Genomic DNA, 24,343 nt, shown 5'->3' on the forward strand with positions numbered 1-24,343 from the left:
GGTATGCACCATCTCTGCGTGCAAATCGACCGCCTGCAATCGAGATTGTTCTATCGCTGTTTACCGTCCGTAAACAGGCGGGCATGGCGCGTCCGGTCGGCGGCGGCCGCGACGAAAAGCGCGAGCCCCCGCCAGCCCCCTACGCCTCGTAGCGGCCGAGGGTGGCGCCGGCTTCGAGATAGCTGCCCGTTCCCGCGATAAGCCGGAAGGTGCCGCTGCGGGTCGCCGTCACCTGGGTCTCCATCTTCATCGCTTCCATGACTGCGAGCAGGTCACCCTTTTCCACCGTGTCGCCGTCGGCGACCTTCCAGGCCTGCAGCGTCCCTGCGATCGGCGCCGAGAGGATGGCCGGGTCGGCGGCGGGAGTAACCTGAGGTGCGTTTCCGCCGGCGGGCGCCGCCGCAAGGCCCTGGAAGAATACTGCCGGAAGGGCAAGTTCGTGCCGCCGCCCGTCGATCTCGACATGGGTACGGACAAGCGCGGGCTCGGCGACCGGCTCCGGCCGCGCTTCCGCTTCCAGCCGTCCGGCGAACTCGTTCTCGATCCAGCGGGTATGGACCTTGAAGCCGTCTGCACCGACGAAATCCTCCGCCTCGATCGCCGCGCGGTGGAAGGGGAGCACCGTCGTCACCCCTTCGATCCGGAACTCGGCGAGCGCGCGGCGGGCGCGTTTGAGCGCCTCTTCCCGCGTCGCGCCGGTGACGATGAGCTTCGCCACCAGCGAATCGAAGACGCCGGGGATCGAGGATCCAGTCTCGACGCCGCTGTCGAGGCGAATGCCGGGGCCGGACGGCGGGGCGAAGGTGCCGATGCGGCCGGGCGTCGGCAGAAAGCCGCGGCCGGGATCCTCCGCATTGATGCGGAATTCGATCGCATGACCTCGCGGCGCCGGCGTCTCCGTCACGCGAAGCGGCAGGCCCTCGGCGATACGGAACTGTTCGACCACGAGGTCGAGACCGGTCGTCTCCTCTGTCACCGGATGCTCGACCTGCAGGCGGGTGTTAACCTCGAGGAACGAGATGGTGCCGTCGACGCCGAGCAGGAATTCGACCGTGCCGGCGCCGGAATAGCCGGCCGCCGCGCAGATCCTGCGCGATGCGTCGTGGATCGTCTCGCGCTGGGCATCGGTCAGGAACGGTGCCGGTGCCTCCTCGACGAGCTTCTGGTTGCGTCGCTGCAGCGAGCAGTCGCGGGTGCCGAGCACGACCACATTGCCGTGCTTGTCGGCGATGACCTGCGCCTCGACGTGGCGGGGGCGGTCGAGAAAGCGTTCAAGGAAGCATTCGCCGCGGCCGAAGGCGGCGGTCGCCTCGCGCACGGCGGACTCATAGAGCTCGTGGATCTCTTCCATCTTCCAGGCGACCTTCATGCCGCGTCCGCCGCCGCCATGGGCGGCCTTGATCGCGACCGGCAGACCGTGCTCTTCGGCAAAAGCGAGCACTTCGGCGGAGGACGAGACGGGGCCGTCGCTGCCGGCGACGAGCGGCGCGCCGACGCCTGTTGCGATCCGCCGGGCCTCGACCTTGTCGCCGAGCGCCTCGATCACCTGCGGCTCCGGGCCGATCCAGGTGAGGCCGGCCTCGATCACCGCGCGCGCGAATTCCGCGCGCTCCGAGAGGAAGCCGTAGCCCGGATGAACCGCATCGGCGCCGGAGCGGCGGGCGACCGCGATCAGCTTGTCGATGTCGAGATACGTCTCCGCCGGCCGGGTGCCGGAAAGACCGTAGGCCTCGTCGGCCAGCCGCACGAAGAGCGCGTCCATGTCGGGGTCGGCATAGACGGCGACCGACTGCAGGCCGTAATCGCGACAGGCGCGGATGATCCGCACGGCGATCTCGCCACGGTTGGCGATCAGGACTTTTTTCATCGGGCGTCTCCTCACTGTCTTTCCGCGGCGTCTCGGCCGGCCGACGGCGTGATCTCGGCAAATTGCGAGACAGGCCGGAATCTTATTTTCGCATTGGCCGGTATCTGTCCGGCGAGATCGAGATGGTATTCGGCAACCGCGCCGATCACCGGATAGCCGCCGGTCAGCGGATGGTCGGCGAGGAAGAGCACAGGCTGGCCGCTGTGCGGTACCTGGATCGCCCCGGTCGCCGTCCCCTCGCTCGGGAGCTCCGCGCTGTCCCGGCGCTCGATCGGCTGGTCGCCCGAAAGCCGGATGCCGACGCGGCTCGACTGCGGGGTCACCGTCCAGAGCTGATCGGTGAGCCTTGCGAGACCGGCTTCGGTGAACCAGTCGGTACGCGGCCCGAGAACGACGTCGAGCGTCACCACGTCTCCGGGTTTCGGCGCGGGGAAGGCCGGCGTCTCGGTCAGCGAGACACTCGTCAGCCCCTCACGCCCGTCCGCAAGCGCAAGCACCCCACCCGCGCCGACCGGCTCGGGTCCGACGACGGCGAGCGTGTCGGTCGCCGCACTGCCGAGCACCGGCTTGACGCTGAAGCCGCCGCGGACGGCAAGATAGCTGCGCATGCCGGCCGGCGGATGGCCGAGGGTGACGACATCCCCCGGTTCGAGCGCGATCGGCTGGTAACTGGCGGCCGCGATTTCCCGGCCCGCCTCGTCGCGGACAAGGATCGGACACGGTGCACCCGCAAAGGCGATGGTAGCGCGGCCGGTCGCCTCGAAAGAGAAGCCGCCCAGCGTGATTTCGAGGCAGGCCCAGTCGGGCGGGTTTCCGACGGCGCGGCTCGCGGCTTTCAGCGCGCCCTGGTCGAGGGCGCCCGACGCCGAGACCCCCTGCCCCGTCTGGCCGAAACGTCCGAGATCCTGGAAGAGCGCGGGGATCGGCGCGGCGAGAACCTTGAACAGAGGTGCCGCATGCCCGACGTCCGGTGTCTTCACCACCGTCCTCGGGGCCGACCCTACCGCTTCCGCTGTGCTCCGGCGGCGCCTTTCGAGATCGAAGAAGCGCACCCGGTATCCGGGTTGAAAGAGTGCCGGCGGATCGCGGGAGAGGTCCCACATCTTTTCGGGCGTCGTGCCGATAATCTGCCATCCGCCGGGGCTCGCCTGCGGATAGACACCCGAAAAGGCGCCCGCAAGCGCGACGGAGCCGGCCGGAATGCGGGTACGAGGACTTTGCCGCCGCGGTACTTCGAGCGCCGGATCTCCGCCGACCAGATAGCCGAAGCCCGGCGCAAAGCCGCAGAAGGCGACCGTGAAGTCACTTTCCGTGTGTCGGCGGATCACCTCCTCGGCGGAAAGGCCGGTCAGCCGCGCGACCTCGTCCAGATCCTCGCCGTCATAACGCACGGGGATTTCCACAAGGTGCTCGGAGGGCGCGGTGCGGACGGAAAGGTCCCGACCCGAGATCGCCGCGGCGAGCGTGGCCGCGCTCAGGCGCTCCGGCCGGAACCGGACCATCAGCGTGCGGGCGGCCGGCACCAGGTCCTCGATCCCGACGACCGGATCGGCCTGAAGGGACGCAAAGAGGGCCAGCGTCTCGTCGAGATCGGCAAGCTCGACGAGGATCGTCGTCAGGCTGACGGGCAGAAAGCGCATGCGGACCTCAGGCGTGATAGGCGGAATCGGGAATATCGGTGATGAACATGTGCCCCGGCGCATGGGTAATGGCAAACGGTACGCCGGAGGCCATGACGGCTGCCTGCGGCGTCACCCCGCAGGCCCAGAACACCGGCACCTCGCCGGGCTCGATGCGCACCGGATCGCCGAAATCCGGTTTCGAAAGATCGTGGATGCCGATCAACTCCGGCGCGCCGACATGCACCGGGGCGCCGTGAACGGCGGGAAAGCGGCCGGAGATCGTCGCGGCATCCGCAACACGCGAGGCCGGGATCGGCCGCATCGACACGACCATGTTGCCCTTGAGCCGCCCCGCCGGCCGGCATGGCTGGTCGGTCAGATACATCGGCACGTTGGACCCGTCGATGATGTGCCGGATCTCGATGCCCGCCTCGATCATCGGCGTTTCGAAGGTGAAGCTGCAGCCGATCAGGAAGCTTGCGAGGTCAGCGTGCTCGGCCCAGGCCGCCGTCGCATCCGGCGTCTCTTCGGCCAGCTTGCCGTCGCGCCAGATGCGGTAGAGCGGAATATCCGTGCGCAGGTCGGCGCCCGGTGCAAGCACCGTCTCATGCGAACCCGGATCGGAAACGTCGAGGACCGGGCAGGCCTTCGGGTTGCGCTGCGCGTAGAGCAGGAAATCGAAGGCCCAGTCCCGCGGCAGCACGATCATGTTCGCCTGCGTGAAACCGGGTGCCACCCCGGACGTCGGCTCGACGGCGCCGGCACGATAGCGTTCGCGCGCGGCCCGCGCCGGGCTTGCATCGACGTGGCGGAGATATTCGGGAGCGATCATGCCGGTCTCCTCCCGTCACTTCACAAGGAAGGAACGGACACGGACGCCATCGGCCTCGAAGGCGCGGCGGATGTCCCGGGCAATGGCAACGGCGCCGGGGCTGTCCCCATGAACGCAGATAGATTGCGCATCGATCTTGATCGTCGACCCATCAATCGCTTCCAGCGTTCCCTGGTAGGCGAGCCGCAGCATGCGCCGGGCGATCAGCTGCGGGTCGTGTAGCACGGCACCCGGCTCCCGGCGCGAGACGAGCTGGCCGTCCGGCTGGTAGGCGCGATCGGCAAAGGCTTCCGCCACCACCTGAAGCCCCGCCTTGCGGGCGAGATCGAGGATCGGCGAGCCCGCGAGCCCCATCAGGACGAGCGAGGGATCGACCGCCTTGATGCCGTCGATCACCGCCTTCCCCTGCTTCGGGTCATGGGCGATGCGGTTATAAAGGGCGCCATGCGGCTTGACGTAGCCGACGGTCGTTCCGGCAGCTGCAGCAAGTCCCTTGAGGGCACCGATCTGGTAGATGACGTCGGCGGTGAGCTCGCCGCTCGTGACATCCATGTCGCGCCGGCCGAAGCCGACGCGATCGGGATAGGAGACATGCGCACCGATCGAAACACCTTTCCCGGCCGCCGCCTTCACGGTCTTCAGGATGCCGGCGGGGTCGCCGGCATGAAAGCCGCAGGCGACATTGGCACTGGAGACGATGGCGAGCATCGCTTCGTCATCGCCCATCTTCCAGGCGCCGTAGCCCTCGCCGAGGTCGCTGTTGAGATCGATTGCGGTCATCGAGAATCCCCTTATGCGGTTGCCGTCAGAAGCGCGAAGATCGGGCCGATCGACTTGTAACCCATGTACCAGGTGAGCGCACAGACCGCTGCACCGAGGACGAGCAGCCAGCGCGGATAGCGGTATCCGCCCATCAGGTCGGAGCGCGCCCAGGCGGCATAGACGAAGATCGAGAGGCCGATCGGCAGGATAAGGCCGTTGAGGCCCCCGACGAAGACCAGCATCTGCGCCGGCGGCGTGGTGATCACGACGTAGAAGAAGAGCGAGACGGCGATGAAGACGACCGTTGCGAGATTGCGGGCGCGCTCGCTGATGTCCGGCTTGAAGGCGGTGAGGAAGGAAACCGAGGTATAGGCCGCGCCGATGACGGAGGTAATGGCAGCGAACCACAGGACGGCGCCGAAGATGCGCAGGCCGACATTGCCGGCGGCGGCCTCGAAGGCCTGTGCCGCGGGGTTGGCGCCCTTGCCGGAAATATCGATGACGATGCCGCTGGCGACCACACCGAGGATCGCGAGGAAGAGCACGTAGCGCATGAGGCCGGTCACCGCGATGCCGGAGAGTGCGGCCCGGTTCACGGCGCCGAGATTCTCGACCCCGACCGTTCCCTTGTCGAGCAGGCGGTGGGCTCCGGAATAGGTGATGTAACCACCGACCGTTCCGCCGACGATGGTGGTGATGGTCGCAAAATCGATCGTGGCCGGCAGGACGGTCTGGTAAAGCGCGTCACCGACCGGCGGTCCGGAGACGATGGCGACGTAGAGCGTCAGGACAATCATCATGACGCCGGCGACGATGATCAGCCGGTCGATGGCGACGCCTGCGCGTTTTGAGAGAAAGATGCCGATCGCGATCAGGGCGCTGATCGCCCCGCCCAGTTTCGGGTCGATGCCGAGCATGGCATTGAGGCCGAGGCCGGAGCCGCCGATATTGCCGATATTGAAGAACAGGCCGCCGACGATGACCAGCACGGCGAGAACGTAGCCGGTTCCCGGAATGGCGGCATTGGCGATGTCGGAAGCGCGCATGCGCGTCAGCGTCACGATGCGCCAGACGTTGAGCTGGACCACGAAGTCGATGATGATCGAGGCGAGGATCGCAAAGGCAAAGGCAGCGCCGAGCTTGGACGTGAAGGTGGCCGTCTGGGTGATGAAGCCGGGGCCGATGGCCGAGGTCGCCATCAGGAAGATGGCGGCGGTGAGCGAAGCGCGGCGCGACTTGGCCGACTGGCTACCCGGAGTGGCGAGCGAAGCATCGGCCATCGGGCCGGCACCTGTGGATATCGAATGCTGTTCCATGAACCCTCTCCTTATGATTACGGCCCGCCTGAGCGCCGAGGCCGGCAGGTCTGCTGTATTCGACGGAGACAGCGTCGCTGTGTTTCACAATTCTGTCAATATTGTTGAACAATTTTCTCTTATGATTCTATGATCGTGCTATTTTGTTGAGCATTCATGCGTGGATATGTGCAGAACCTGCCTTCATGCTGCGCATATTTGCCGCTCCCGGCACGCGGACCTTGCCTCCTCTCGTGCTTCGGGGATATTGGCCCATGGGGTCGCCCGATGGCGCTGACCGGCAAGTCCAGGATGCGCGGCGTCCGGTGAAGGCGAGCTCACCGGAGCGGGCGGAAGAACACGGTGCACGCACCGAAAAGGGGCCAATGACACAACACGATCCAGCACTGACCCTGGCACAGCGGCTCGCCGAACAGATCCGCGCGCGGCTGATCGCCGGCGAGCTGAAACCCGGCCAGCGGCTCTCGGAAGCAGCGCTGAGCGACGATCTCGACGTCTCGCGCAATTCGCTTCGGGAAGCCTTTCGCCTGCTCACCAAAGAAGGTCTCCTGCGGCACGAGCCGAACCGCGGCGTCTTCGTCGCCACGCCGAGCATGGCCTCGATCATCGACATCTACCGGGTCCGCCGCCTGGTCGAGTGCCGGGCGCTCGAACAGGCCTACCCGGAGCATCCGGCCGTGATACGCATGCACGCGGCCGTCGAGGCAGCCCTGAAATGCCGCGAGGCGAAAGACTGGGTCGGCGTCGGCAGCGCCAACATGGCGTTTCATGCGGCAATCGTCGACCTCGCCGACAGCACGAGGCTCAACGCCTTCTACGGCCAGATCGCCGCCGAACTGCGCCTGAGCTTCGGCCTTCTCGAGGATCCGGAGTTTCTCCACGCGCCTTACGTCGACCTCAACGCGACGATCCTGGAGCAGCTGAAAGCGGGCAAGTCGGTCGAGGCGGCACGCGCGCTGGAGGCCTATCTCGAACGCTCCGAACGCACCGTGCTGGCGGCATTTGCAAGGCTTGGAGAGGTGGGGTAGGCCCGTACTTGGGCGCCTGATTTGTAACCCTCCGCCGAAGGCCGTCTGCCTTGATTTGATAAATGGCTTTAGATGTTTGATCCCAGGTTTTGATGGTGCAATTTTCTCGCACGAATGGAGGGAAGCACTATGAGCCAGGTTCTACACGGGAGCGCCACGACGACAGAGGCAATCCGTCGAGCGATACAAAATAGTCAAGAGAGCCTGAGGGTGCTTTCCAGACGGTACGGGATCAATCAGAAGACCGTCGCCAAATGGAAAAAGAGAACGTCTCTGGCTGATCTACCAACGGGGCCGAAAGAGCCGCACTCGACAGTTATGTCACTGGAGCAGGAAGCAATCATCGTCGCGTTCCGCAGGCACACGTTGCTTCCTCTCGATGATTGCCTCTACTCGCTCCAGCCGGCGATCCCGCATCTGACACGCTCGTCGTTGCATCGATGCCTTCAGCGTCATGGTATTTCTCGGCTGCTCGATGTGGAAGGCGACAAGGAACCGAAGAAGAAGTTCAAGCGCTATCCCATCGGCTACTTCCACGTTGACATTGCCGAGGTGCATACGGCGCAAGGCAGGCTCTATCTCTTCGTAGCCATTGATAGAACTTCCAAATTTGCTTTTGTCCAATTGGTCGAGAAGGCAACCCGGCGCATTGCCGGAAACTTCCTCCGCGCTCTGGCCATGGCCGTACCGTACAAGATCCACACCGTGTTGACTGATAATGGGACCCATTTCACTGATCCGACCGGCGATGGCTGGACACCGGAAGATATCAATGCGATGCGCCGGGACAATGTGCCCTTTCGCTGTCATTCATTCGAACTGGCATGTGCTGATCTCGACATCGAACATCGCCTGACCAAGCCCCGCCATCCGTGGACCAATGGTCAGGTCGAGCGGATGAACCGCACCATCAAGGACGCGACGGTAAAGCGCTTCCACTACGAAGACCACGATCAACTACGCAGGCACATGAGTGAATTCATCGATGCCTACAATTTCGGCCGCCGGTTGAAGACGCTTCGAGGTCTCACACCATACGAATTCATTTGCAAAATCTGGACAACAGAGCCGGAAAGATTCACGATCGATCCAATCCATCAAATGCCGGGACTAAACAACATCTGCCGCGAGCAAGCAGCATGATATCGCCATTCCGATGTTCGATTACAGGAACCATGCCGGCATCGACCGGGCGCACGGCTTCATCCGGGGATGGACGGTGACGAGTGCGGCCGCCCATAACGGCACTCAGCTCAGGAACGTCGTTACCAAGGACAATACGGCCTCGACCGTCTGGGCCGACAGCGCCTACCGCTCCAAGACCAACGAGGAATGGCTGAGGGACAATGGCCTGAAGTCGGATATCCACCAGCGAAAGCCGAAGGGCAAGCCAATGCCGGAAACGATGTCGCGGGCAAACGGACGACGATCAAAGATCAGGTCCGCCGTCGAGCATGTCTTCGCCAGGCAAAAGGACAAGATGAAGCTCTTCATCAGGACCATCGGCATCAGCCGAGCGAGGGTGAAGATCGGCATGGCCAATATCGCCTACAATATGCTGCGCTATGTCTTCCACGAGGCGAAACGCGCCACCGCATGACGACGCAAGCCCCGAAAGGGGCGTCGACACCACAAAATCTTCCATGAAATCGGAGGCGAAAGCCACAAACAGCCATCACGCCGCCCCGCCGATCTCGAAATCAGCGGTATTTCGAGGTCTCCACGTTTCGAATGCTACGGTGGAGCACAGGCGTTGGCTTATTCATACTGCAGGAAGCGCATGGGAAGCAGGAGACGTAGTGTGTTCAGGGCGAAAGGCGCCATTCGCAAAGGATGATGCCGGAGAGATGTCCGCCCCCCCTTGTCCCATGAACGCCTGATTCCTTCATTGAAAATGCCAGCCACTTCTCCGCCGTCGATCGACGAGGACAGCGCGTGGGGGCGAAAGGCACGAACAAACGGTGACTATCCGAAAACGAACAATCTCAAGCCCGCAAACAGCCCAGCGATGGCGACGAAGAGCAGGACGGTTTGCAGCTTCGTCCATGGCCTGCTGGCGTAATCGTTCTCCGGTCCAGGCGATTTTGTCCCAACCACTCACCATCATCAATCCTCCTGGCCGCTCTGGCGTGTACCTTGACGCTCCACGGCCCATTCCAGGTTCGATGCAAAGGCCTTCGCCGCCTCAAGCGACAGCATCGACCTGCCCTGCCCCACCTGCGACTCGGCAATCTGCTTGCATCGAGCGTGATTTTCCTGTGACTTTCCCTTGAACGTAGGGACACGATACGAATGGCGAAACAAGCAGTCGAATTGCAGAGGCAGCGGATGGTGATCCTCGGAGAGCTCCTGCCGGACTCCTTTCTTCCCTGGATCGGCCGTCATGCATCGAAACTGGGGCTTTCCTCCACCATCACGCACGCCTCGGCAGGCAGGATAGAACTCGATCTTGTCGGCCGCGAAGAACTGATAGACATGATGGAAATAGGTTGCATCCTGGGCCCAATCGACGTCTGGGTAGAGAGTATCCAACGGCAAGAGCCGAGCGACCACATCCTCTAAACTCTCGCGCGCTCCGGCATTGTGCGCTTTTTTTCATCACTCATTGCCAATGTGCAATAGTTGTGCAACTTTGTCTTTTGACGACTGGTCGAAGACCGAACACGCGCACCAACTACATCCTATAAGCATTTGACTAATTTGGGAAATTTTAACATGCCCTCCGACACGACGGACAGATGGATGCCAGTCGCACTGTCTGCTGATCTTCCGGCAAGAACGGTCATGCCGGCCCGGATCGGGGCCGAGACCATCGCACTTTGGCGCAGTGCCTCCGGCCAGGCCGCCGCTTCCGCCGACCGTTGCCCACATCGGGGCATGCGGCTCTCCCACGGCTTCGTTCGTGGCGAGGCACTGTCCTGCATCTATCACGGCTGGCGCTATGCAAAAGCAGGCAACTGTCTCGGCATCCCCGCCCATCCGGGCCTCACGCCGCCGGAGACGATCCGCGTCGCGACTTTCCCGGTCGTCGAACAGGATGGCTTCGTCTGGGTCGGCAAAGGCGCGCCGCAAAGTCAGCCGCCGCGCCTTGAGGGGCTCTCGCCGCTCCGCTCCCTGACCGCCACCGCAACCATTGCCGCAATCGAAGCTGCGGCGGGTGCAAGCACAGATGCCGATGGCCTGCTGAAGCCGGCCGGTGCCGCGGACGGCCTTTGTCTTCTTCTTTCCGATCAGGCCGATGGCCAGACGCTCATGCATGTGTTGTTGGACCACCGGGCGAAGTCCCGGGAGCGCATCGCTGCCTCGCGCTTCGCCGAAACCCTGCGCCGCCGCGCGGAGGCGCTCGCCGTGGAAGGAGCACGACCATGAGCAAGATGGGAATGCTGAACGAATGGTATCCGGTCGCCCTGTTCAGCCAGCTCGCCAAGGCGGATTACGCGACTATCCTGATGGGAGAGCCCATCACGGTTGCCCTCGACGCGAATGGCGCGGCGACGGTGACGGAGGGCAAGGGTCGCGCCCTTCCCGTTCGCGTGCGCTACGGTCACGTCTGGACCTCACTCGGCACACCGGCGCACGAACTCTTCGATATCCCCGAAGGGGACCAGCCGGGCCGCCGCCTCGTCGAGGTCGGCGTGGTCCGTGTTCGCTGCTCACCGCTCAGGGCGGTAGAGAACTTCCTCGACATCGCCCATTTCCCCTTCGTCCATACCGATATCCTCGGCTCCGAACCACACACCGAAGTGGAAAATTACAAGGTCGAGATCCGTGAGGAGGAAGACGAAGTCTGGGCGACCCAGGTGAAGTTCTACCAGCCCCAGGCGGCAAAATCGGCAGCGGGCGGCATCACCACCGACTATATGTACCGTGTGCCGGCACCGACCTGTTCGATCCTCTACAAGACCTGCCCGCCGCGACCGGGTGAATGGGATGTCATCACGCTCTTCGTGCAGCCTCTCGCAGAAGACCTCTGCGACGTATGGCCATGGATGGCGCTCTTTGATGACGAGTCTTCCATGACGGATCTCATCCATTTCCAGCAGACGATCTTCCTGCAGGACCGCTCGATCCTCGAAAATCAGATCCCGGCCCTGCTGCCGCTCGATCCCGGCATGGAAATCCCGACACGGGCCGACCTGACCTCGGTCGCTTACCGGCGCTGGCTGAAGCGCCACAAGTATACCTATGGCGCGCAACTGGTGGCGCAATAATGAAGCTTTACGACTACGTCCTTTCGCCCAGCTGCTACAAGGTGCGCCTCATGGCCGCCCTCGCAGGCGTCAAACTCGAGCTGCGTCCGGTGGATTTCCACCCCGGAGCCGAGCACCGCGGTGCAGAGATTCTGGCACTCAATCCGGCAGGCACGATCCCGATCCTCGAAGACGGCGATCTGCTCTTGACGGAATCATCCGCCATGCTCGCCTATCTGGCTGCCAAGGCGGCACCCGCTTGGCTCGGCAATGGATCTGCCGAAGAAATCGCAAAGACCCAGCAGTGGCTCGCCTTTTCCGCGCGCCTGACCTCCTCGCTCGGCGGCGCTCGCCTTCACCAGATGCTGCTGGTTCCCGGCGACATCGAGAGCCTCCAGGCCAGGGGTATCGCTGCCTTGCGAGAGCTGGAGCAAGGGCTGTTCGAGCAGGCCGAACGCGGACAACGCTTCCTCGCAGCCGATCGTCCGACCATCGCCGACATCGCCTGCTTCCCCTATGTGGCACTCGCGCCGGACGGCAATGTATTGCTTGATCCCTATCCGATGATCCGCCTTTGGTCGCGCGCGCTTCGATCGCTCGACGGGTTCATCGAAATGCCCGGTATCCACCGTCTTCACGACCTGAAGCCCGAGCCTGAAGTGGCGGAGGCATGAGATGAGCGGTCATCTCCTCAAAAACTGTGCAGCCGTCATCGTTGACGACGGCACCGGCCCGGTGGTCCACCGCCAGGTAGACCTGCTGACCGAAGGTCCTGCAATCAAGGCAATCGGCAAGGATCTTGGCGCCCGGACGATGCCCGCGGGTACCGAGGTCAAGGATGCGACCGGCTGGTTCGTCTATCCGGGCCTCGTCAACACGCATCACCACTTCTTTCAGTGCTTCGTGCGAAATCACGCCGACCTCGACTGGACGGCGCTTTCGGTCATCGAATGGCTGGACCGCATCTACCCGATCTTTTCGCGCCTCACCGAAGACTGCTTCTATCATTCATCGGTCACGGCCATGGCGGAGCTCATCAAGCACGGCTGCACAACCGCCTTCGACCATCAGTACAATTTTCCGCGCCATGCCGGAAAACGGCTGGTCGACCGGCAGTTCGAGGCCGCGGACCTGTTCGGCATGCGCTTCCACGCCGGCCGGGGCGGCAACACACTGCCGAAATCCGAAGGATCGACCATCCCCGACGAAATGCTCGAGACCACGGATGAATTCATCGCCGACTGCGCGCGCCTGATCGACGTCTATCACGACGCCAGTTCTTTCAGCATGCGCCAGGTGGTGGTTTCCCCCTGCCAGCCGGTCAATTCCTACCGCGAGACCTTCGTGGAATCGGTGGCACTTGCGCGCGACAAGGGCGTCTTCCTGCACACCCATGTCGGCGAAGGTGAAAGCCCGGTGATGGAGGCCCGCCACGGGCTTCGCACCGTCGATTACCTCGAAGAAATGGGCTTCGCCGGTCCCGACACCTTCTATGCCCATTGCTGGGAATTGACCCATGACGAGCTCGCCAGGATGGCGGCAAGCGGCACAGGTGTCTCCCATTGCCCCGAACCGGTCTATCTGGTTGGTGCCGAGGTTACGGATCTCCCGGCCATGGCAGCTCTCGGCGTCAGGGTCGGGCTCGGTTGCGATGGCGCGGCCTCCAACGACAATTCCAACCTGATGCACTGCCTGCATTCGGCCTACATGCTGCAATGCCTCGCCGCGTCGAGCCGCAAGCACCCGGTACCGCCGCCGGCCGAATTCCTCGCCTACGGCACGACGGGCGGTGCGAGCCTGCTGGGTCGCAAAGACATAGGGCGGTTGGCGCCGGGCATGGCGGCAGACCTGTTCGCCATTGACACCCGCCGCATGGACTATGTCGGCACGCGGCACGATCCGCTGGGCCTGATCCCGCGCGTCGGCGTCGGCTCCGTCACCGACATGACCATGATCAATGGCCGCATCGTCTGGCAAAACGGCGAGTTTGCCGGCCTCGACGAGGGAAAACTGTTCGCCGATGCCGAAGCGGCACTCGCCAGCGTAACGATCTGAAAAGCCAAAAAGAGGGAAACAGCAATCATGACCAACCTGACCCGCAGAACTTTGATGCAGGCGGCTGCAGCGACCGGCCTCGCCGGCGTCTTCGCCAGCCGCTCCGCCTTCGCCGCCGACGAGCCGCTCGGCATCGCGCTCGTCGTGCCCTCGCCCGTCGGCGACGTCGGCTGGGCCCATGCACTCGCCGTCGGTCTCGAACCGGTCAAGGCGGCCTATGGCGACAAGGTGAAGGTCACGATCATCGAGAACGTGGCCGAAGGCCCGGATGCCGACCGCATCATGAACAAGGTTGTGGCCGACGGAGCCAAGTTCCTGATCGCCGGCTCGTTCGGTTACCAGAACGGCGCGCTTCAGATTGCCCGCCGCGATCCTTCGGTCAGTGTCCTTCACGCCTCGGGCTTCCAGGTGGCGCCGAACTTCTCGCCCTTTGCCGCGAAATACTTCCAGGGCACCTACCTGCTCGGCATGGCGGCCGCCACGCTTTCCAAGACCGGAAAGCTCGGTTCCGTCTCGGCCTTCGCCATTCCCGAGCTGATCACCTCGATCAACGCCTTCACGCTCGGCGCCCAGGCCGTCAATCCGAATATCGAAGTCTCCGTCGTATGGGTCAACTCCTGGTTCGATCCGGCCAAGGAGCAGGAAGCCGCCAAGGCACTGATCGCGCAGGATTGCGACGTGATCTTCTCCAACGCCCAGGACACGCCGTCCGTCATCTCGGCCTGCGAAGAGGCCGGCGTCTACGCCTTCAATCTCAATTCCTCGATGAAGAAGTATGCGCCGAAGACCTATCTCGGTTGCGTCACCACCGATTGGTCGCCCTTCTTCAAGGCCTCGGTCGACGCCCATCTCGCCGGCACGTTCAAGGGCCAAAACGCCTTCCTCGGCATGGCGGACAATGTCGTCGAAGTCGTCGACTGGAACCCGAATATCCCGGCAGACACGATGACCAAGATCAAGGAGATCGAGGCGAAGATCGCCGATGGCAGTTTCTCGCCCTTCGCCGGCCCGATCACCAAGGCCGACGGCAGCGAGGGCGTGGCAGCCGGAGCAACCCTGCCCGACGGCGACATCATCGCCATGAACTGGCACGTCAAGGGTGTCGCAACGCCGCTGCCGAAGTAAGTATGACCACGCCCCTCCTGTCGCTTCGCGGCGTTTCCAAGAGCTACGGTCAGATCCAGGCCAACAAGAACATTGGCCTGGACGTTGCGCCGCGGTCGATCCACGCGATCCTGGGTGAAAACGGGGCTGGCAAGTCGACCCTGATGAAGCTCATATCCGGGGTCGAACAGCCGGACGACGGAAGCATTTCCTGGAAGGGCGAACCGCTGACGTTCGCCTCGCCTGCCGAGGCGAGACGTCAGGGCATTGCCATGGTGTTCCAGCATTTCTCGCTGTTCGAGACCCTGACCGTGGTCGAGAACATCCAGCTAGTGATGCCGGGCAAAAAGGCGGAACTTGCCGATCGCACACGTGCGCTCGGCCGCGATTTCGGGCTGGAAGTCGACCCGCTCGCCCATGTCCATGCGCTCTCCGTCGGCGAGCGCCAGCGGGTGGAAATCATCCGCTGCCTGATGACAGATCCGAAGCTCCTCATTCTCGACGAACCGACCTCGGTTCTGCCGCCGCAGGCGGTCGAAAAACTGTTCGAGACGCTCCGCAAGCTGCGCGATGGCGGTGTCTCCATTCTCTTCATCTCGCACAAGCTGGAGGAAATACGGTCGCTTTGCGACCGCGCCACAATCCTGCGCGCCGGCGAAGTCACCGGGCATGTCGATCCCCGTGACCATGACGCCCACGATCTCGCCGGCATGATGATCGGCCGGGACATGCCGCCCCCCATGCCGGCTGCGGCGAATGCCCCCGGAGAGAAGCGTCTGGAACTCGTCGGCCTCGACTACAAACCTGACGATCCCTTTGCCGTACCGCTATCCAAGATCAGCCTTACGGTGCGGGCTGGTGAAATCATCGGAATTGCCGGAATTTCCGGAAACGGCCAGAGCGATCTGGCGATGTTGATCTCCGGAGAAACGACGCTTCCAAACGGAGAGCAGGACCGCATCTTCATGATGGGCAAGGATGTCGGCCAGCTTGATGCCGCCGCCCGCCGCAAGCTCCGTTTCGCCTTCGTGCCAGAGGATCGTCTCGGACGCGGCGCCGTGCCGGAAATGTCGCTGACGCTTAATGGCCTGTTGACCGCTCACCCGCAAAAACTTGTCCGCCGCGGTCTTGTCGACAAACCCCTCGCGGAGGATTTCGCGCGCGACTGTATCCGCGACTACGATGTCCGAACGCCCGGCCCCGATGCCGAAGCCGGATCGCTCTCCGGCGGCAATCTGCAGAAATTCATCGTTGGCCGCGAGATCATGCTGGCGCCAAAGCTGCTCTTCGTCGCCCAGCCCACCTGGGGTGTCGACATCGGAGCAGCCTCCGCCATTCGCCGCCGTCTCGTCAACCTGCGCAACGAGGGCGTGGCGATCCTCGTGATTTCGGAGGAACTGGAAGAATTGTTCGAACTCTGCGATTTCATCCAGGTCCTGCACCACGGGAAGCTCAGCGAACCGCTCGTGACACGCGAAACGAGGCCGGAGGATATTGGGCGCTACATGATCGGATCGGAAAACGCGCCCGGAAAGCTGGCATCATGAGCGCACCGGCCCGTGCCCTTCTACCGAGCCTCGTGCGCCGCGAACGCGCATCGCTGGCGGCAACCGTTCTCGCTCCGCTGGCCGCGCTGGTCGTCGCGATCCTGCTCAATCTCGGGCTCTACGTGCTGATGGGCCGACAGGCAGGCGCCGTCATGCATGCAATGCTGCTCGAGCCCTTCATCTCCTGGTCCTCCTTCTCCGAGGTCCTCCTGAAGACGGGGCCGCTGCTCTTCATTGCCCAGGGGCTGGCCATCGGTTTCCGCGCCAAGGTCTTCAACATCGGCGCCGAGGGCCAGTTCATCCTCGGTGCGATCTTCGCATCCGCCATTCCAATCTGGTATCCGCAAGCGACCGGCGCCTGGATCTGGCCTTCGATGCTGCTGCTCGGTGCCATCGGCGGCGCGCTCTGGGCCTCGGTCACCGCGTTCTGGCGTATCCGTCTGAACGCCAACGAGATCCTCGTCTCGCTCATGCTGAGCCTCGTTGCGGCACAGTTTCTCTATTACCTGCTGCTCGGCCCCTGGAAGGATCCGAACGGCTTCAATTTCCCGCAATCCGTGATGTTCCAATACGACGCCATGATACCGACGCTCATCCCGCGGACACGGGTGAATGTCTCGCTGCTTCTGGCCGTGGCGCTCTCGATTGCCGCCTGGATCTTCATGCAGAAGAGCTTCATGGGCTACAAGCTGCACGTCGGCGGCCTGGCACCGCGCGCAGCCGGCTATGCCGGTTTCAGCGAAAAGCGGGCGATCTGGCTCTCCCTCCTGATCGGAGGCTTTGCCGCAGGCCTTGCCGGAGCGACGGAAGTGGCAGGCCCCGTCGGCCAGCTGCAGCGCTCGATCGCCACCGGCTATGGATATGCCGCAATCATCGTCGCCTATCTCGGCGGCCTTCACCCGATCGGTATCATGGTCTCGTCGCTTTTCATGGCGGCGCTCTATATTGGCGGCGACAACGCCATGGTGTCCGCCAACCTGCCGATTGCCGCCGTTCGTGTCTTCCAGGGCAGCCTGCTGCTTGCCTATCTCGTGGCCGTCGCCTTTGTTCGCTACCGGCTGGAATGGCCGCATACAGCCTACCGGAGGCCGACATGAACGCCGTCGATTTCATCCTCGCTGGCATGTTGGCCGCCGCGACACCCTTTCTGCTCGCAGCCCTAGGCGAACTCGTGGTCGAGCGCGCCGGCGTCTTGAACCTCGGAGTCGAAGGACTGATGGCACTGGGTGCGGCAATCGCCTTCATCGTCACCTATCATGGCGGCGGCCATTTTCTCGGCTTCGTCGCCGCCGGAGTGGCAAGCGCGCTGCTCTCGCTTCTCTTCGCCTTCATCGTGCTCGGCTTTCGCGCAAACCAGGTCGCCGCCGGGCTTGCGATCGGCATTCTCGGACAAGGATTGTCGGCCCTGGTCGGCAAGACCTATGAGAGCCTGACGGTGAAAGGCCTGCCGAAGCTCGCAATCCCCGGTCTCTCCGATATTCCCGTTGTCGGCGGTCTCTTCGTACAGGATATCGTCGTCTGGCTCTCGCTTGCGGTCACCCTCGGCGTCTGGTTTCTGCTGTCGCACACAAGGGCCGGCCTCACCATCCGTGCCGTCGGCGAAAACCCGAAGGCCGCCCATGCCATCGGCTATTCGGTGATCGGCGTGCGGCTCGCGGCCATTGCCTTTGGCGGCACCATGGCCGGATTTGCCGGCGCCTATGCGGCAATTGTCTACACCCCGCTCTGGGCCGACGGCATGATCGCCGGTCGCGGGTGGATCGCCATCGCGCTCGTCGTGTTCGGCACCTGGCTCGCCGGCCGGGTCTTCCTCGGCGCCTGCCTGTTCGGAGCCGTCTCTCTGATGGGATTGGCGGCCCAGGCCACCGGCATCGACCTGCCCTCGCAGATCCTGTCCAGCCTGCCCTACCTCGTCACCATCATCGTCCTCGGCATTATCTCCGCCGACAAACGCCTCCTGAAACTAAACGGAGTCGCTTCGCTCGGTGAACCTTTCGAACGCTGAACTGAAACAAGAAGTTGCCGCCTACCGGGCTCTATGGGACACGAACCTGCATAGAGCCCTTCTGATCCGCGTGCGCATCGCTCGCCTGGCAGCCGACAAACATATTCCTGCCCGGCATGGACGATCGCACCAATCATGTGCGGCGTGCGCCCCATGGTGTGGTCGGCGTCATTTCGCCTTTCAACTTCCCTCTGGTTCTCACGGTCCGCTTGATCGCTGCAGCGATCGGACTTGGCAACACGTCGTCCATAAGCCGGACCCGCGCAACCCGATTTTACCGCCTGTTGTCATCGGGCTGTAACAAAGCCTGGCTAACGTGGAAACGTTTCCAGCCGGGGCCAGATCATGCAGCAAAAGACGTCCGTCACGATCCGCGATGTTGCGCAGGCAGCCGGCTGCAGCGTGGCGACGGCGAGCCGCGTGCTGAACAAATCCGGCCCCGCCAGCGCCGAGGTGCGCGAGCGGGTGGAGCGGGCGGCACGCGATCTCGACTTCAGCTTCAGTTCCATCGGACGTGCTTTGCAGAGCCGTCGCTCGATGACCATCGGCTGCCTGGTGCCCTCGTTGGCGAACCCGGTCTTTGCCGAGGCAGTGCAGGGCGTTCAGTCCGAGCTGAAGGATTCCGGCTACCAGCTGCTGATCTCCTGTTCAAACTATGACGAGACGGCGGACAACGCCGCCATCGAAACACTGATGTCGAAAGACGCGGACGGGCTGATCGCCACCATGGTCGCCCCGGACCGCAGTGCCGCGCTGAGACAGGCGCAGCAGCGCGGCACGCCGGTTTCGCTGATGTTTCACGATCCCATCGAAGGCTTCACCACCGCCTATGTCGACAACTTCGAGGCAGCGCGGGAAGTGGCGCGGCAATTCGTGCGCCTGGGGCACCGGCGTATCGGCTTCCTGGCGTTGCGCTTTTCGACCTCCGACCGCTCGCGCAATCGCTATGCAGGGTTTTGTGCCGAATGCCGGGCCCGCGGTCTGCCCGACCCGGTGCTGATCGAAATCGGCGAGGCCGAGGCGAGCCGGCCGGACAGCCTCGCGGCCATTCTCAACGATCATCCCACTCTGACGGCGATCTTCGCCTCGAATGATTTCCTGGCGATCGCGGTACACAAGGCAGCCCGCCTGTTGGGTCGGCGCGTGCCGCAGGATCTGTCGGTCGCAGGGTTCGACGGGATCGAGATCGGCAGGCTGCTCGAGGCGCCGCTCGCTACCATAGAGACATCACCCGAGGCGATGGGCCGTCAGGCGGCGCGATCGCTTCTCGAAGCCATGCAGGGGCAGGTACCCATTCAGCCGCCAGCCCTGCCGTTCCATTTCCGAGCCGGCGCAACCCTTGCCGCGCCGAACCCGGAATAAGGTGACGACGGTCGGGATGCCGCCCAACCGCCGTCCGTTCTCCTCGCTCAAGACCTCTCTCAACCAAGGATCAACCCATGAAACATACTGTTTTCGCGTTGCTTTTCGCAACAGCCTTCGTAGCCCCTGCCGTTGCCGAAGACGCCGTCTGCTACAACTGCCCGCCCGAATGGGCGGACTGGGCCTCGATGCTCAAGGCACTCGACGAGAAGGCCGACGTCAAGATGCCGCACGATAACAAGAATTCCGGCCAGACACTGAGCCAGCTCATCGCCGAAAAGGCGAGCCCGGTGGCCGACATCGCCTATTATGGCGTGACCACCGGCATCCAGGCTGCGGGCGAGGGCGTGGTTCAATCCTACAAGCCAAAAGGGTTCGACGAAATCCCCGAGGGGCTGAAGGACCCGGAAGGCAAGTGGTTCGCAGTGCACTACGGCACGCTGGGTCTCTTCGTGAACGTCGATGCGCTCAACGGCGCTCCGGTGCCGCAGTGCTTCGCGGACCTGACCAAGCCGGAATACAAGGGCATGGTCGGCTATCTCGATCCCGCCTCTGCCTTTGTCGGCTATGCCGGTGCGATCGCCGTAAACCAGGCCTTCGGTGGCAACCTGACCAATTTCGAGCCGGCACTCAAATACTTCAAGGAACTGGCGGCGAACAGCCCGATCGTGCCGAAGCAGACGTCCTACGCCCGCGTCGTTTCCGGCGAAATCCCGATCCTCTTCGACTACGATTTCAACGCTTATCGCGCCAAATACAAGGAGAACGGCAAGTTCGAATTCGTGATGCCGTGCGAAGGCACCATCCGCGTGCCTTACGTGATGAGCCTGGTCGCTGGCGCGCCGCATGCCGAAACGGGCAAGAAAGCGCTCGACTTCATCCTGTCCGACGACGGACAGGCGATCTGGGCCAACGCCTACCTCAAGCCCGCCCGCCCGGTCGCCCTGCCGGCCGAGGTCGCCGCACGCTTCCTGCCCGACACGGAGTATGAACGCGCAGTCCCGGTCGACTATGCCGAAATGGCCAAGGCTCAGGCGGCATTCGGCGAACGCTACCTCGCCGAAGTCAAGTAATCCGCCAACGGGCAGAGCGGCGACGCTCTGCCCACTTTAGAATCGGAGCTATCCGGATGTCTTCCCGACAGTTCTTGGCCCTTTGCCTCGTTCCGCTGACGGTCTTCTCGCTCGCCTTCCTGGCATTGCCGCTGGTGAGGCTCGTCCTCGCCTCGGGCGAGGGCAATGCCGGCTGGGGGGTATATCTGCAGATTCTGCAGACTCCCCGCTACACGGCCACCTTGGTGCAGACCGTGCTTGTATCGACATTGGTGACGGTCGCGGCGCTTGCAGTGTCCACTACCGCCGGGCTCTACCTTGCCCGGAATCGCTTTCGCGGTCGCGCCGTGCTGCTGTCGATCCTGACGCTGCCTTTGGCTTTTCCCGGCGTGGTCGTCGGATTCATGATCATCCTCCTCGGCGGGCGACAGGGCCTGTTCAATCAGATCCTGCCGGGTCACATGATCTTCGCCTATTCGACGCTCGGTCTCTTCCTGGGTTATTTGTATTTCTCCATCCCGCGGGTCCTGCTTACGGTGATGGCGGCGATAGAAAAGATAGACCCTTCGCTGGAGGAAGCTGCCCGCACGCTGGGGGCATCGCCGTATCGCGTCATGCGGGATGTGCTGATCCCCCAACTGGCACCGGCATTGGTCGCAGCCGGCGCCATTGCCTTCGCCACCGCCATGGGCGCCTTCGGAACGGCTTTCACGCTGGCCACCAATATCGACGTCCTGCCCATGGTGATCTACACCGAATTCACACTGTCGGCGAACATCGCCATGGCGGCGGCCCTGTCGGTCATGCTCGGCTTCGCGACATGGACCATCCTGTTCCTCGCCCGGTCCTTTTCAGGCGCCGGCGTCGCGGCGGGAGGCTGAGCTCATGACATCCTTAGGTAAGATCGTGCAAATTTCGGTCACGCTGCTCGCGTCGGCGTTCTTGCTGGTACCAACGATCCAGTCCGTGCTGGCAGGCTTGACCGTCAACTATTTCCAGGGCTTGCGGTCGGGACTGACACTCGAATGGATCGCCGTGGTCTGGGAACTCTATGCATCCAGCACCTTCCTTTCACTCGGCCTTTCGCTCGCATGTCTCGCCGTCACGCTGGTCATCGGCGTGCCCGCCGCCTATGTCCTGGCACGCAATCCGGGCCGTATCGCCCGCGCCATGGAAGAATTCATCTCGTTGCCGCTGGCCATACCCGGCTTGGCGCTGGCTTTGGCGCTTCTGCAACTTTATGGCACGTTCAAGGAGTTCCGGATAAGCTGGACTTTCATCCTCGTCGGGCACGTCCTCTATACACTGCCCTTCATGGTGCGCTCCGTGCAGTCGGTGCTTGCGGCAATCGACCTGAAGACACTTGAGGAGGCAGCGGCAAGTCTCGGGGCCGGGCCTGTCCGGCGCTTTGTCGACGTTGTCGTGCCGAACGCCCTGCCCGGTATTCTCGCCGGCGCGCTAACGGTGGTTACCCTTTCCATCGGTGAGTTCAACCTGACCTGGATGCTGCACACGCCCTTTCTGAAGACACTGCCGGTAGGACTGGCTGACAGCTACGCCTCCATGCGCCTGGAAATCGCCTCGGCGTATACGCTGATCTTCTTCGTGATGATCGTGCCACTTCTCGTCACCATGCAATGGGCCAGCGCGCGCGCCCAGAGGATCAGCCAATGACACTGCATCTGCACAATATCGCAAAGACCTTTCCGGGCGGCACGCAAGCCCTTTCTCCAACCGATCTCGATATCGCAGAGGGCGAGATCGTGTCGTTGCTGGGCCCCTCGGGCTGCGGCAAGACCACGCTACTGCGGATTATCGCAGGGCTGGAGACGGCCGATCCCGGCGCAGAGATCCGCTTCAAGGGCGAGGACATCACCTCCCAGCCTGTCGAACGGCGGAAGGTCGGTATGGTATTCCAGTCCTATGCGCTGTTTCCGAACATGTCGGTGGGCGCCAATATCGGCTACGGGCTGAAGATGCAGAAGCTGCCGCGCGCCGAAATCGAGGCACGGGTCGATGACGTGATCGCGCTCTGCCGACTGGAGCCTTACCGGGCGCGCCCAATTTCCGCGCTGTCGGGCGGCCAGCGGCAGCGTGTCGCTCTTGCACGTGCCTTTGCACCGCGTCCGCGACTTCTCTTGCTGGACGAGCCCCTGTCGGCGCTCGATGCCGCCCTGCGCGTGCAGTTGCGCGACGAACTCGCCCTGCTGCTGCGCCAGTTCGGAATCACGGCGATCTTCGTCACCCACGACCAGGACGAGGCCATGGCGATCGCCGACCGCGTGGTGGTGATGTCACAGGGTCGCGTGGCGCAGGTAGGAACACCCGAAGCGCTCTACCGCGCGCCGGAGACACCCTTCGTCGCCCGCTTCATCGGCAATGCCATGCCGTTGGGCGGTACGATCGCAGGCGACCGGCTGCATCTGCGCGGCGGCGTGCTGACCCTTTGTGCGGCAGCCGAGGGCAAGACGGCCTTCGTGCGAGCCGAGGACGTGAAGATCGATGCCAATGGTCCTCTTGCGGCCCAGGTCGAGACGGTGACCTTCCTCGGCACGCATTACCGCATCGCGCTGTCAGGTGCGTCGGACGAACCGCTCTATTGCTTGCATCAAGGGCTGTATGCCCCGAAGCTCGGCGAAACCGTCCGCCTGTCTGTCGCTCCCCAATCCATTCTGACCCTCGAAGAAGAGAAAGACGCCGCCTGATGCCCGCCTTCATCCAGATCAGCGACACCCACATTGTTGCGAAGGGGCAGCTTGCCTGCGGCCATTCCGATACGGCCGCCGCGCTCGCCAACGCCGTCGCTTCGATCAATGCACGCCTTCCGGCGCTCGGGTCCGTCGATTGCGCGATCCTCACCGGCGATCTGACCGACCATGGAACTGCCGAGGAATACGACCATTTCCTCGAGATCATGTCTGCGCTGGAACTGCCATGGCTTGCCATTCCCGGCAATCACGACAGGCATGCGGAGATGCGCTCGGCCTTTGCCGGAACAGACTGGATGCCGGAATCCGGCCCGATCCAGTGGCAGCGTGATTTCGGGCCCTTCGTCGTGATCGGGCTCGATACGCTGCTGGATGGCGCTCATCACGGAATGTTGTCGGATGAGGGCTTCGCTTTTGTCGACCGGACACTGACTGCGCTGGGCGAACGTCCTGTCATCGTGGCGACGCATCACCCCTGGATGTTCTCGGGCATATCGGCAATGGATGCCGACAACTTGCGCAATGGCGCGGCGCTGATGGACCGGCTGCAGGCCCATCCCGGGCCTGTGCGCATGATCTCGGGTCACGTGCATCGGGCGATGACCACGCACATCGGCAAGGTCATTTGCCAGATTGCGCCCTCGACCGCCCATGCCGTCCATCGGGATGTTCGGCCGGAGGCAGTCAATTCGCTGATCCTGGAACCCGGCGCCATGATGCTTCACACCTGGCTTGAAGGTCCACGAAGTGGCCTCGTCTCCGATATCTTGCCAATCGGGGCGTTTGCGGGACCCTGGCCCTTCTGAGCGAAGAATGAACGGCTATCGCCGGCGGATCGACATTTCCAAAGCTCCCGTTGATGGAAATGCCGCCCGCGATCGTCGATGATTGTG

At 63.3% G+C, this 24,343-nt stretch carries 22 protein-coding genes and 2 pseudogenes; 19 read left to right on the top strand and 5 right to left on the bottom strand.

Features of this window, described 5'->3' with window-relative positions; all coding sequences use genetic code 11:
- Nucleotides 1-139: 139 nt before the first annotated feature.
- Genes DFR48_RS14950 through DFR48_RS14970 form a run of 5 tightly spaced genes read right to left on the bottom strand, consistent with a single transcriptional unit; the run spans nt 140 to nt 6,399 of the window.
- On the bottom strand, nt 140-1,867 hold the full coding sequence (locus tag DFR48_RS14950) for an acetyl/propionyl/methylcrotonyl-CoA carboxylase subunit alpha (protein ID WP_114363947.1): 1,728 nt from the start codon (nt 1,865-1,867) through the stop codon (nt 140-142).
- 11 nt (nt 1,868-1,878) lie between these two features.
- The gene (locus DFR48_RS14955) at nt 1,879-3,507 is read right to left on the bottom strand and encodes a 5-oxoprolinase subunit B/C family protein (RefSeq protein WP_114363948.1); all 1,629 of its coding nucleotides are present in this window, start codon (nt 3,505-3,507) and stop codon (nt 1,879-1,881) included.
- 7 nt (nt 3,508-3,514) lie between these two features.
- Nucleotides 3,515-4,321 (bottom strand): putative hydro-lyase, encoded by an 807-nt coding sequence (locus DFR48_RS14960; RefSeq protein ID WP_114363949.1) that lies wholly within the window; start codon nt 4,319-4,321, stop codon nt 3,515-3,517.
- A 15-nt stretch (nt 4,322-4,336) separates the two neighbouring features.
- A complete protein-coding gene (locus DFR48_RS14965) occupies nt 4,337-5,101 on the bottom strand; it encodes a LamB/YcsF family protein (protein WP_114363950.1) in 765 nt (254 codons plus the stop codon).
- A gap of 11 nt (nt 5,102-5,112) precedes the next feature.
- Nucleotides 5,113-6,399 (bottom strand): NRAMP family divalent metal transporter, encoded by a 1,287-nt coding sequence (locus DFR48_RS14970; RefSeq protein WP_114363951.1) that lies wholly within the window; start codon nt 6,397-6,399, stop codon nt 5,113-5,115.
- A gap of 365 nt (nt 6,400-6,764) precedes the next feature.
- Here DFR48_RS14970 and DFR48_RS14975 point away from each other — a divergent pair, with 365 nt between their 5' ends.
- From DFR48_RS14975 to DFR48_RS15065, 19 genes and pseudogenes are all read left to right on the top strand, one after another.
- Nucleotides 6,765-7,427 (top strand): GntR family transcriptional regulator, encoded by a 663-nt coding sequence (locus DFR48_RS14975; protein ID WP_114363952.1) that lies wholly within the window; start codon nt 6,765-6,767, stop codon nt 7,425-7,427.
- Nucleotides 7,428-7,556: 129 nt separating this feature from the next.
- On the top strand, nt 7,557-8,570 hold the full coding sequence (locus DFR48_RS14980; RefSeq protein ID WP_114363953.1) for an IS481 family transposase: 1,014 nt from the start codon (nt 7,557-7,559) through the stop codon (nt 8,568-8,570).
- A pseudogene (locus DFR48_RS14985) lies at nt 8,560-9,027 on the top strand (transposase); the annotation flags it as partial. The gene DFR48_RS14980 and the pseudogene DFR48_RS14985, both read left to right, overlap by 11 nt.
- Nucleotides 9,028-9,755: 728 nt before the next feature.
- Nucleotides 9,756-9,989 (top strand): acylphosphatase, encoded by a 234-nt coding sequence (locus tag DFR48_RS22265; RefSeq protein WP_425359260.1) that lies wholly within the window; start codon nt 9,756-9,758, stop codon nt 9,987-9,989.
- 153 nt (nt 9,990-10,142) lie between these two features.
- The gene (locus DFR48_RS14995) at nt 10,143-10,796 is read left to right on the top strand and encodes a Rieske 2Fe-2S domain-containing protein (protein WP_114363955.1); all 654 of its coding nucleotides are present in this window, start codon (nt 10,143-10,145) and stop codon (nt 10,794-10,796) included.
- A complete protein-coding gene (locus DFR48_RS15000; protein ID WP_114363956.1) occupies nt 10,793-11,638 on the top strand; it encodes an aromatic ring-hydroxylating oxygenase subunit alpha in 846 nt (281 codons plus the stop codon). Before DFR48_RS14995 ends, DFR48_RS15000 begins: the two co-directional genes overlap by 4 nt.
- Entirely contained in the window at nt 11,638-12,291 is a 654-nt protein-coding gene (locus DFR48_RS15005) for a glutathione S-transferase family protein (RefSeq protein WP_114363957.1), read from the top strand. Before DFR48_RS15000 ends, DFR48_RS15005 begins: the two co-directional genes overlap by 1 nt.
- 1 nt (nt 12,292) lies before the next feature.
- A complete protein-coding gene (locus tag DFR48_RS15010; RefSeq protein WP_114363958.1) occupies nt 12,293-13,672 on the top strand; it encodes an amidohydrolase in 1,380 nt (459 codons plus the stop codon).
- 27 nt (nt 13,673-13,699) lie between these two features.
- A complete protein-coding gene (locus DFR48_RS15015; protein WP_114363959.1) occupies nt 13,700-14,797 on the top strand; it encodes a BMP family ABC transporter substrate-binding protein in 1,098 nt (365 codons plus the stop codon).
- A gap of 2 nt (nt 14,798-14,799) precedes the next feature.
- Nucleotides 14,800-16,323 carry an ABC transporter ATP-binding protein gene (locus tag DFR48_RS15020; RefSeq protein ID WP_114363960.1) on the top strand — a complete coding sequence of 508 codons (1,524 nt, stop codon included), beginning with the start codon at nt 14,800-14,802 and terminating at the stop codon, nt 16,321-16,323.
- Nucleotides 16,320-17,420 carry an ABC transporter permease gene (locus tag DFR48_RS15025; protein WP_114363961.1) on the top strand — a complete coding sequence of 367 codons (1,101 nt, stop codon included), beginning with the start codon at nt 16,320-16,322 and terminating at the stop codon, nt 17,418-17,420. Before DFR48_RS15020 ends, DFR48_RS15025 begins: the two co-directional genes overlap by 4 nt.
- Nucleotides 17,417-18,328, top strand: a complete 912-nt coding sequence (locus DFR48_RS15030; RefSeq protein ID WP_114363962.1) for an ABC transporter permease — start codon at nt 17,417-17,419, stop codon at nt 18,326-18,328. Before DFR48_RS15025 ends, DFR48_RS15030 begins: the two co-directional genes overlap by 4 nt.
- Before the next feature lie 116 nt (nt 18,329-18,444).
- Nucleotides 18,445-18,510: pseudogene (locus DFR48_RS22270) on the top strand (hypothetical protein); the annotation flags it as partial.
- A gap of 163 nt (nt 18,511-18,673) precedes the next feature.
- The gene (locus DFR48_RS15040) at nt 18,674-19,690 is read left to right on the top strand and encodes a LacI family DNA-binding transcriptional regulator (protein ID WP_114363963.1); all 1,017 of its coding nucleotides are present in this window, start codon (nt 18,674-18,676) and stop codon (nt 19,688-19,690) included.
- A 77-nt stretch (nt 19,691-19,767) separates the two neighbouring features.
- Complete coding sequence (locus DFR48_RS15045; RefSeq protein ID WP_114363964.1) at nt 19,768-20,763, top strand: ABC transporter substrate-binding protein; 996 nt, start codon at nt 19,768-19,770, stop codon at nt 20,761-20,763.
- Nucleotides 20,764-20,819: 56 nt separating this feature from the next.
- Nucleotides 20,820-21,623: an ABC transporter permease gene (locus DFR48_RS15050; protein WP_114363965.1), complete on the top strand. Its 804-nt coding sequence runs from the start codon at nt 20,820-20,822 to the stop codon at nt 21,621-21,623.
- A gap of 4 nt (nt 21,624-21,627) precedes the next feature.
- Nucleotides 21,628-22,416 carry an ABC transporter permease gene (locus DFR48_RS15055; protein ID WP_114363966.1) on the top strand — a complete coding sequence of 263 codons (789 nt, stop codon included), beginning with the start codon at nt 21,628-21,630 and terminating at the stop codon, nt 22,414-22,416.
- Nucleotides 22,413-23,447, top strand: a complete 1,035-nt coding sequence (locus DFR48_RS15060) for an ABC transporter ATP-binding protein (RefSeq protein ID WP_114363967.1) — start codon at nt 22,413-22,415, stop codon at nt 23,445-23,447. The genes DFR48_RS15055 and DFR48_RS15060 overlap by 4 nt, the downstream gene beginning before the upstream one ends.
- Entirely contained in the window at nt 23,447-24,256 is an 810-nt protein-coding gene (locus DFR48_RS15065; RefSeq protein WP_114363968.1) for a metallophosphoesterase, read from the top strand. Before DFR48_RS15060 ends, DFR48_RS15065 begins: the two co-directional genes overlap by 1 nt.
- The last annotated feature ends 87 nt before the right edge of the window (nt 24,257-24,343 follow it).

The organism is Ciceribacter lividus (assembly GCF_003337715.1).
GTDB classification, from domain to species: domain Bacteria; phylum Pseudomonadota; class Alphaproteobacteria; order Rhizobiales; family Rhizobiaceae; genus Allorhizobium; species Allorhizobium lividum.

Bases quoted from the DNA above. Each gene is read 5' to 3' on its own strand.
- DFR48_RS14995 (WP_114363955.1), top strand. From the start codon at position 10,143: ATGCCCTCCGACACGACGGACAGATGGATGCCAGTCGCACTGTCTGCT.
- DFR48_RS14975 (WP_114363952.1), top strand. From the start codon at position 6,765: ATGACACAACACGATCCAGCACTGACCCTGGCACAGCGGCTCGCCGAA.
- DFR48_RS14960 (WP_114363949.1), bottom strand. From the start codon at position 4,321: ATGATCGCTCCCGAATATCTCCGCCACGTCGATGCAAGCCCGGCGCGG.
- DFR48_RS22265 (WP_425359260.1), top strand. From the start codon at position 9,756: ATGGTGATCCTCGGAGAGCTCCTGCCGGACTCCTTTCTTCCCTGGATC.
- DFR48_RS14980 (WP_114363953.1), top strand. From the start codon at position 7,557: ATGAGCCAGGTTCTACACGGGAGCGCCACGACGACAGAGGCAATCCGT.
- DFR48_RS15050 (WP_114363965.1), top strand. From the start codon at position 20,820: ATGTCTTCCCGACAGTTCTTGGCCCTTTGCCTCGTTCCGCTGACGGTC.
- DFR48_RS15030 (WP_114363962.1), top strand. From the start codon at position 17,417: ATGAACGCCGTCGATTTCATCCTCGCTGGCATGTTGGCCGCCGCGACA.
- DFR48_RS15045 (WP_114363964.1), top strand. From the start codon at position 19,768: ATGAAACATACTGTTTTCGCGTTGCTTTTCGCAACAGCCTTCGTAGCC.
- DFR48_RS14970 (WP_114363951.1), bottom strand. From the start codon at position 6,399: ATGGAACAGCATTCGATATCCACAGGTGCCGGCCCGATGGCCGATGCT.
- DFR48_RS15010 (WP_114363958.1), top strand. From the start codon at position 12,293: ATGAGCGGTCATCTCCTCAAAAACTGTGCAGCCGTCATCGTTGACGAC.
- DFR48_RS15000 (WP_114363956.1), top strand. From the start codon at position 10,793: ATGAGCAAGATGGGAATGCTGAACGAATGGTATCCGGTCGCCCTGTTC.
- DFR48_RS15015 (WP_114363959.1), top strand. From the start codon at position 13,700: ATGACCAACCTGACCCGCAGAACTTTGATGCAGGCGGCTGCAGCGACC.
- DFR48_RS15055 (WP_114363966.1), top strand. From the start codon at position 21,628: ATGACATCCTTAGGTAAGATCGTGCAAATTTCGGTCACGCTGCTCGCG.
- DFR48_RS14955 (WP_114363948.1), bottom strand. From the start codon at position 3,507: ATGCGCTTTCTGCCCGTCAGCCTGACGACGATCCTCGTCGAGCTTGCC.
- DFR48_RS15060 (WP_114363967.1), top strand. From the start codon at position 22,413: ATGACACTGCATCTGCACAATATCGCAAAGACCTTTCCGGGCGGCACG.
- DFR48_RS15005 (WP_114363957.1), top strand. From the start codon at position 11,638: ATGAAGCTTTACGACTACGTCCTTTCGCCCAGCTGCTACAAGGTGCGC.
- DFR48_RS15025 (WP_114363961.1), top strand. From the start codon at position 16,320: ATGAGCGCACCGGCCCGTGCCCTTCTACCGAGCCTCGTGCGCCGCGAA.
- DFR48_RS15020 (WP_114363960.1), top strand. From the start codon at position 14,800: ATGACCACGCCCCTCCTGTCGCTTCGCGGCGTTTCCAAGAGCTACGGT.
- DFR48_RS14950 (WP_114363947.1), bottom strand. From the start codon at position 1,867: ATGAAAAAAGTCCTGATCGCCAACCGTGGCGAGATCGCCGTGCGGATC.
- DFR48_RS14965 (WP_114363950.1), bottom strand. From the start codon at position 5,101: ATGACCGCAATCGATCTCAACAGCGACCTCGGCGAGGGCTACGGCGCC.
- DFR48_RS15040 (WP_114363963.1), top strand. From the start codon at position 18,674: ATGCAGCAAAAGACGTCCGTCACGATCCGCGATGTTGCGCAGGCAGCC.
- DFR48_RS15065 (WP_114363968.1), top strand. From the start codon at position 23,447: ATGCCCGCCTTCATCCAGATCAGCGACACCCACATTGTTGCGAAGGGG.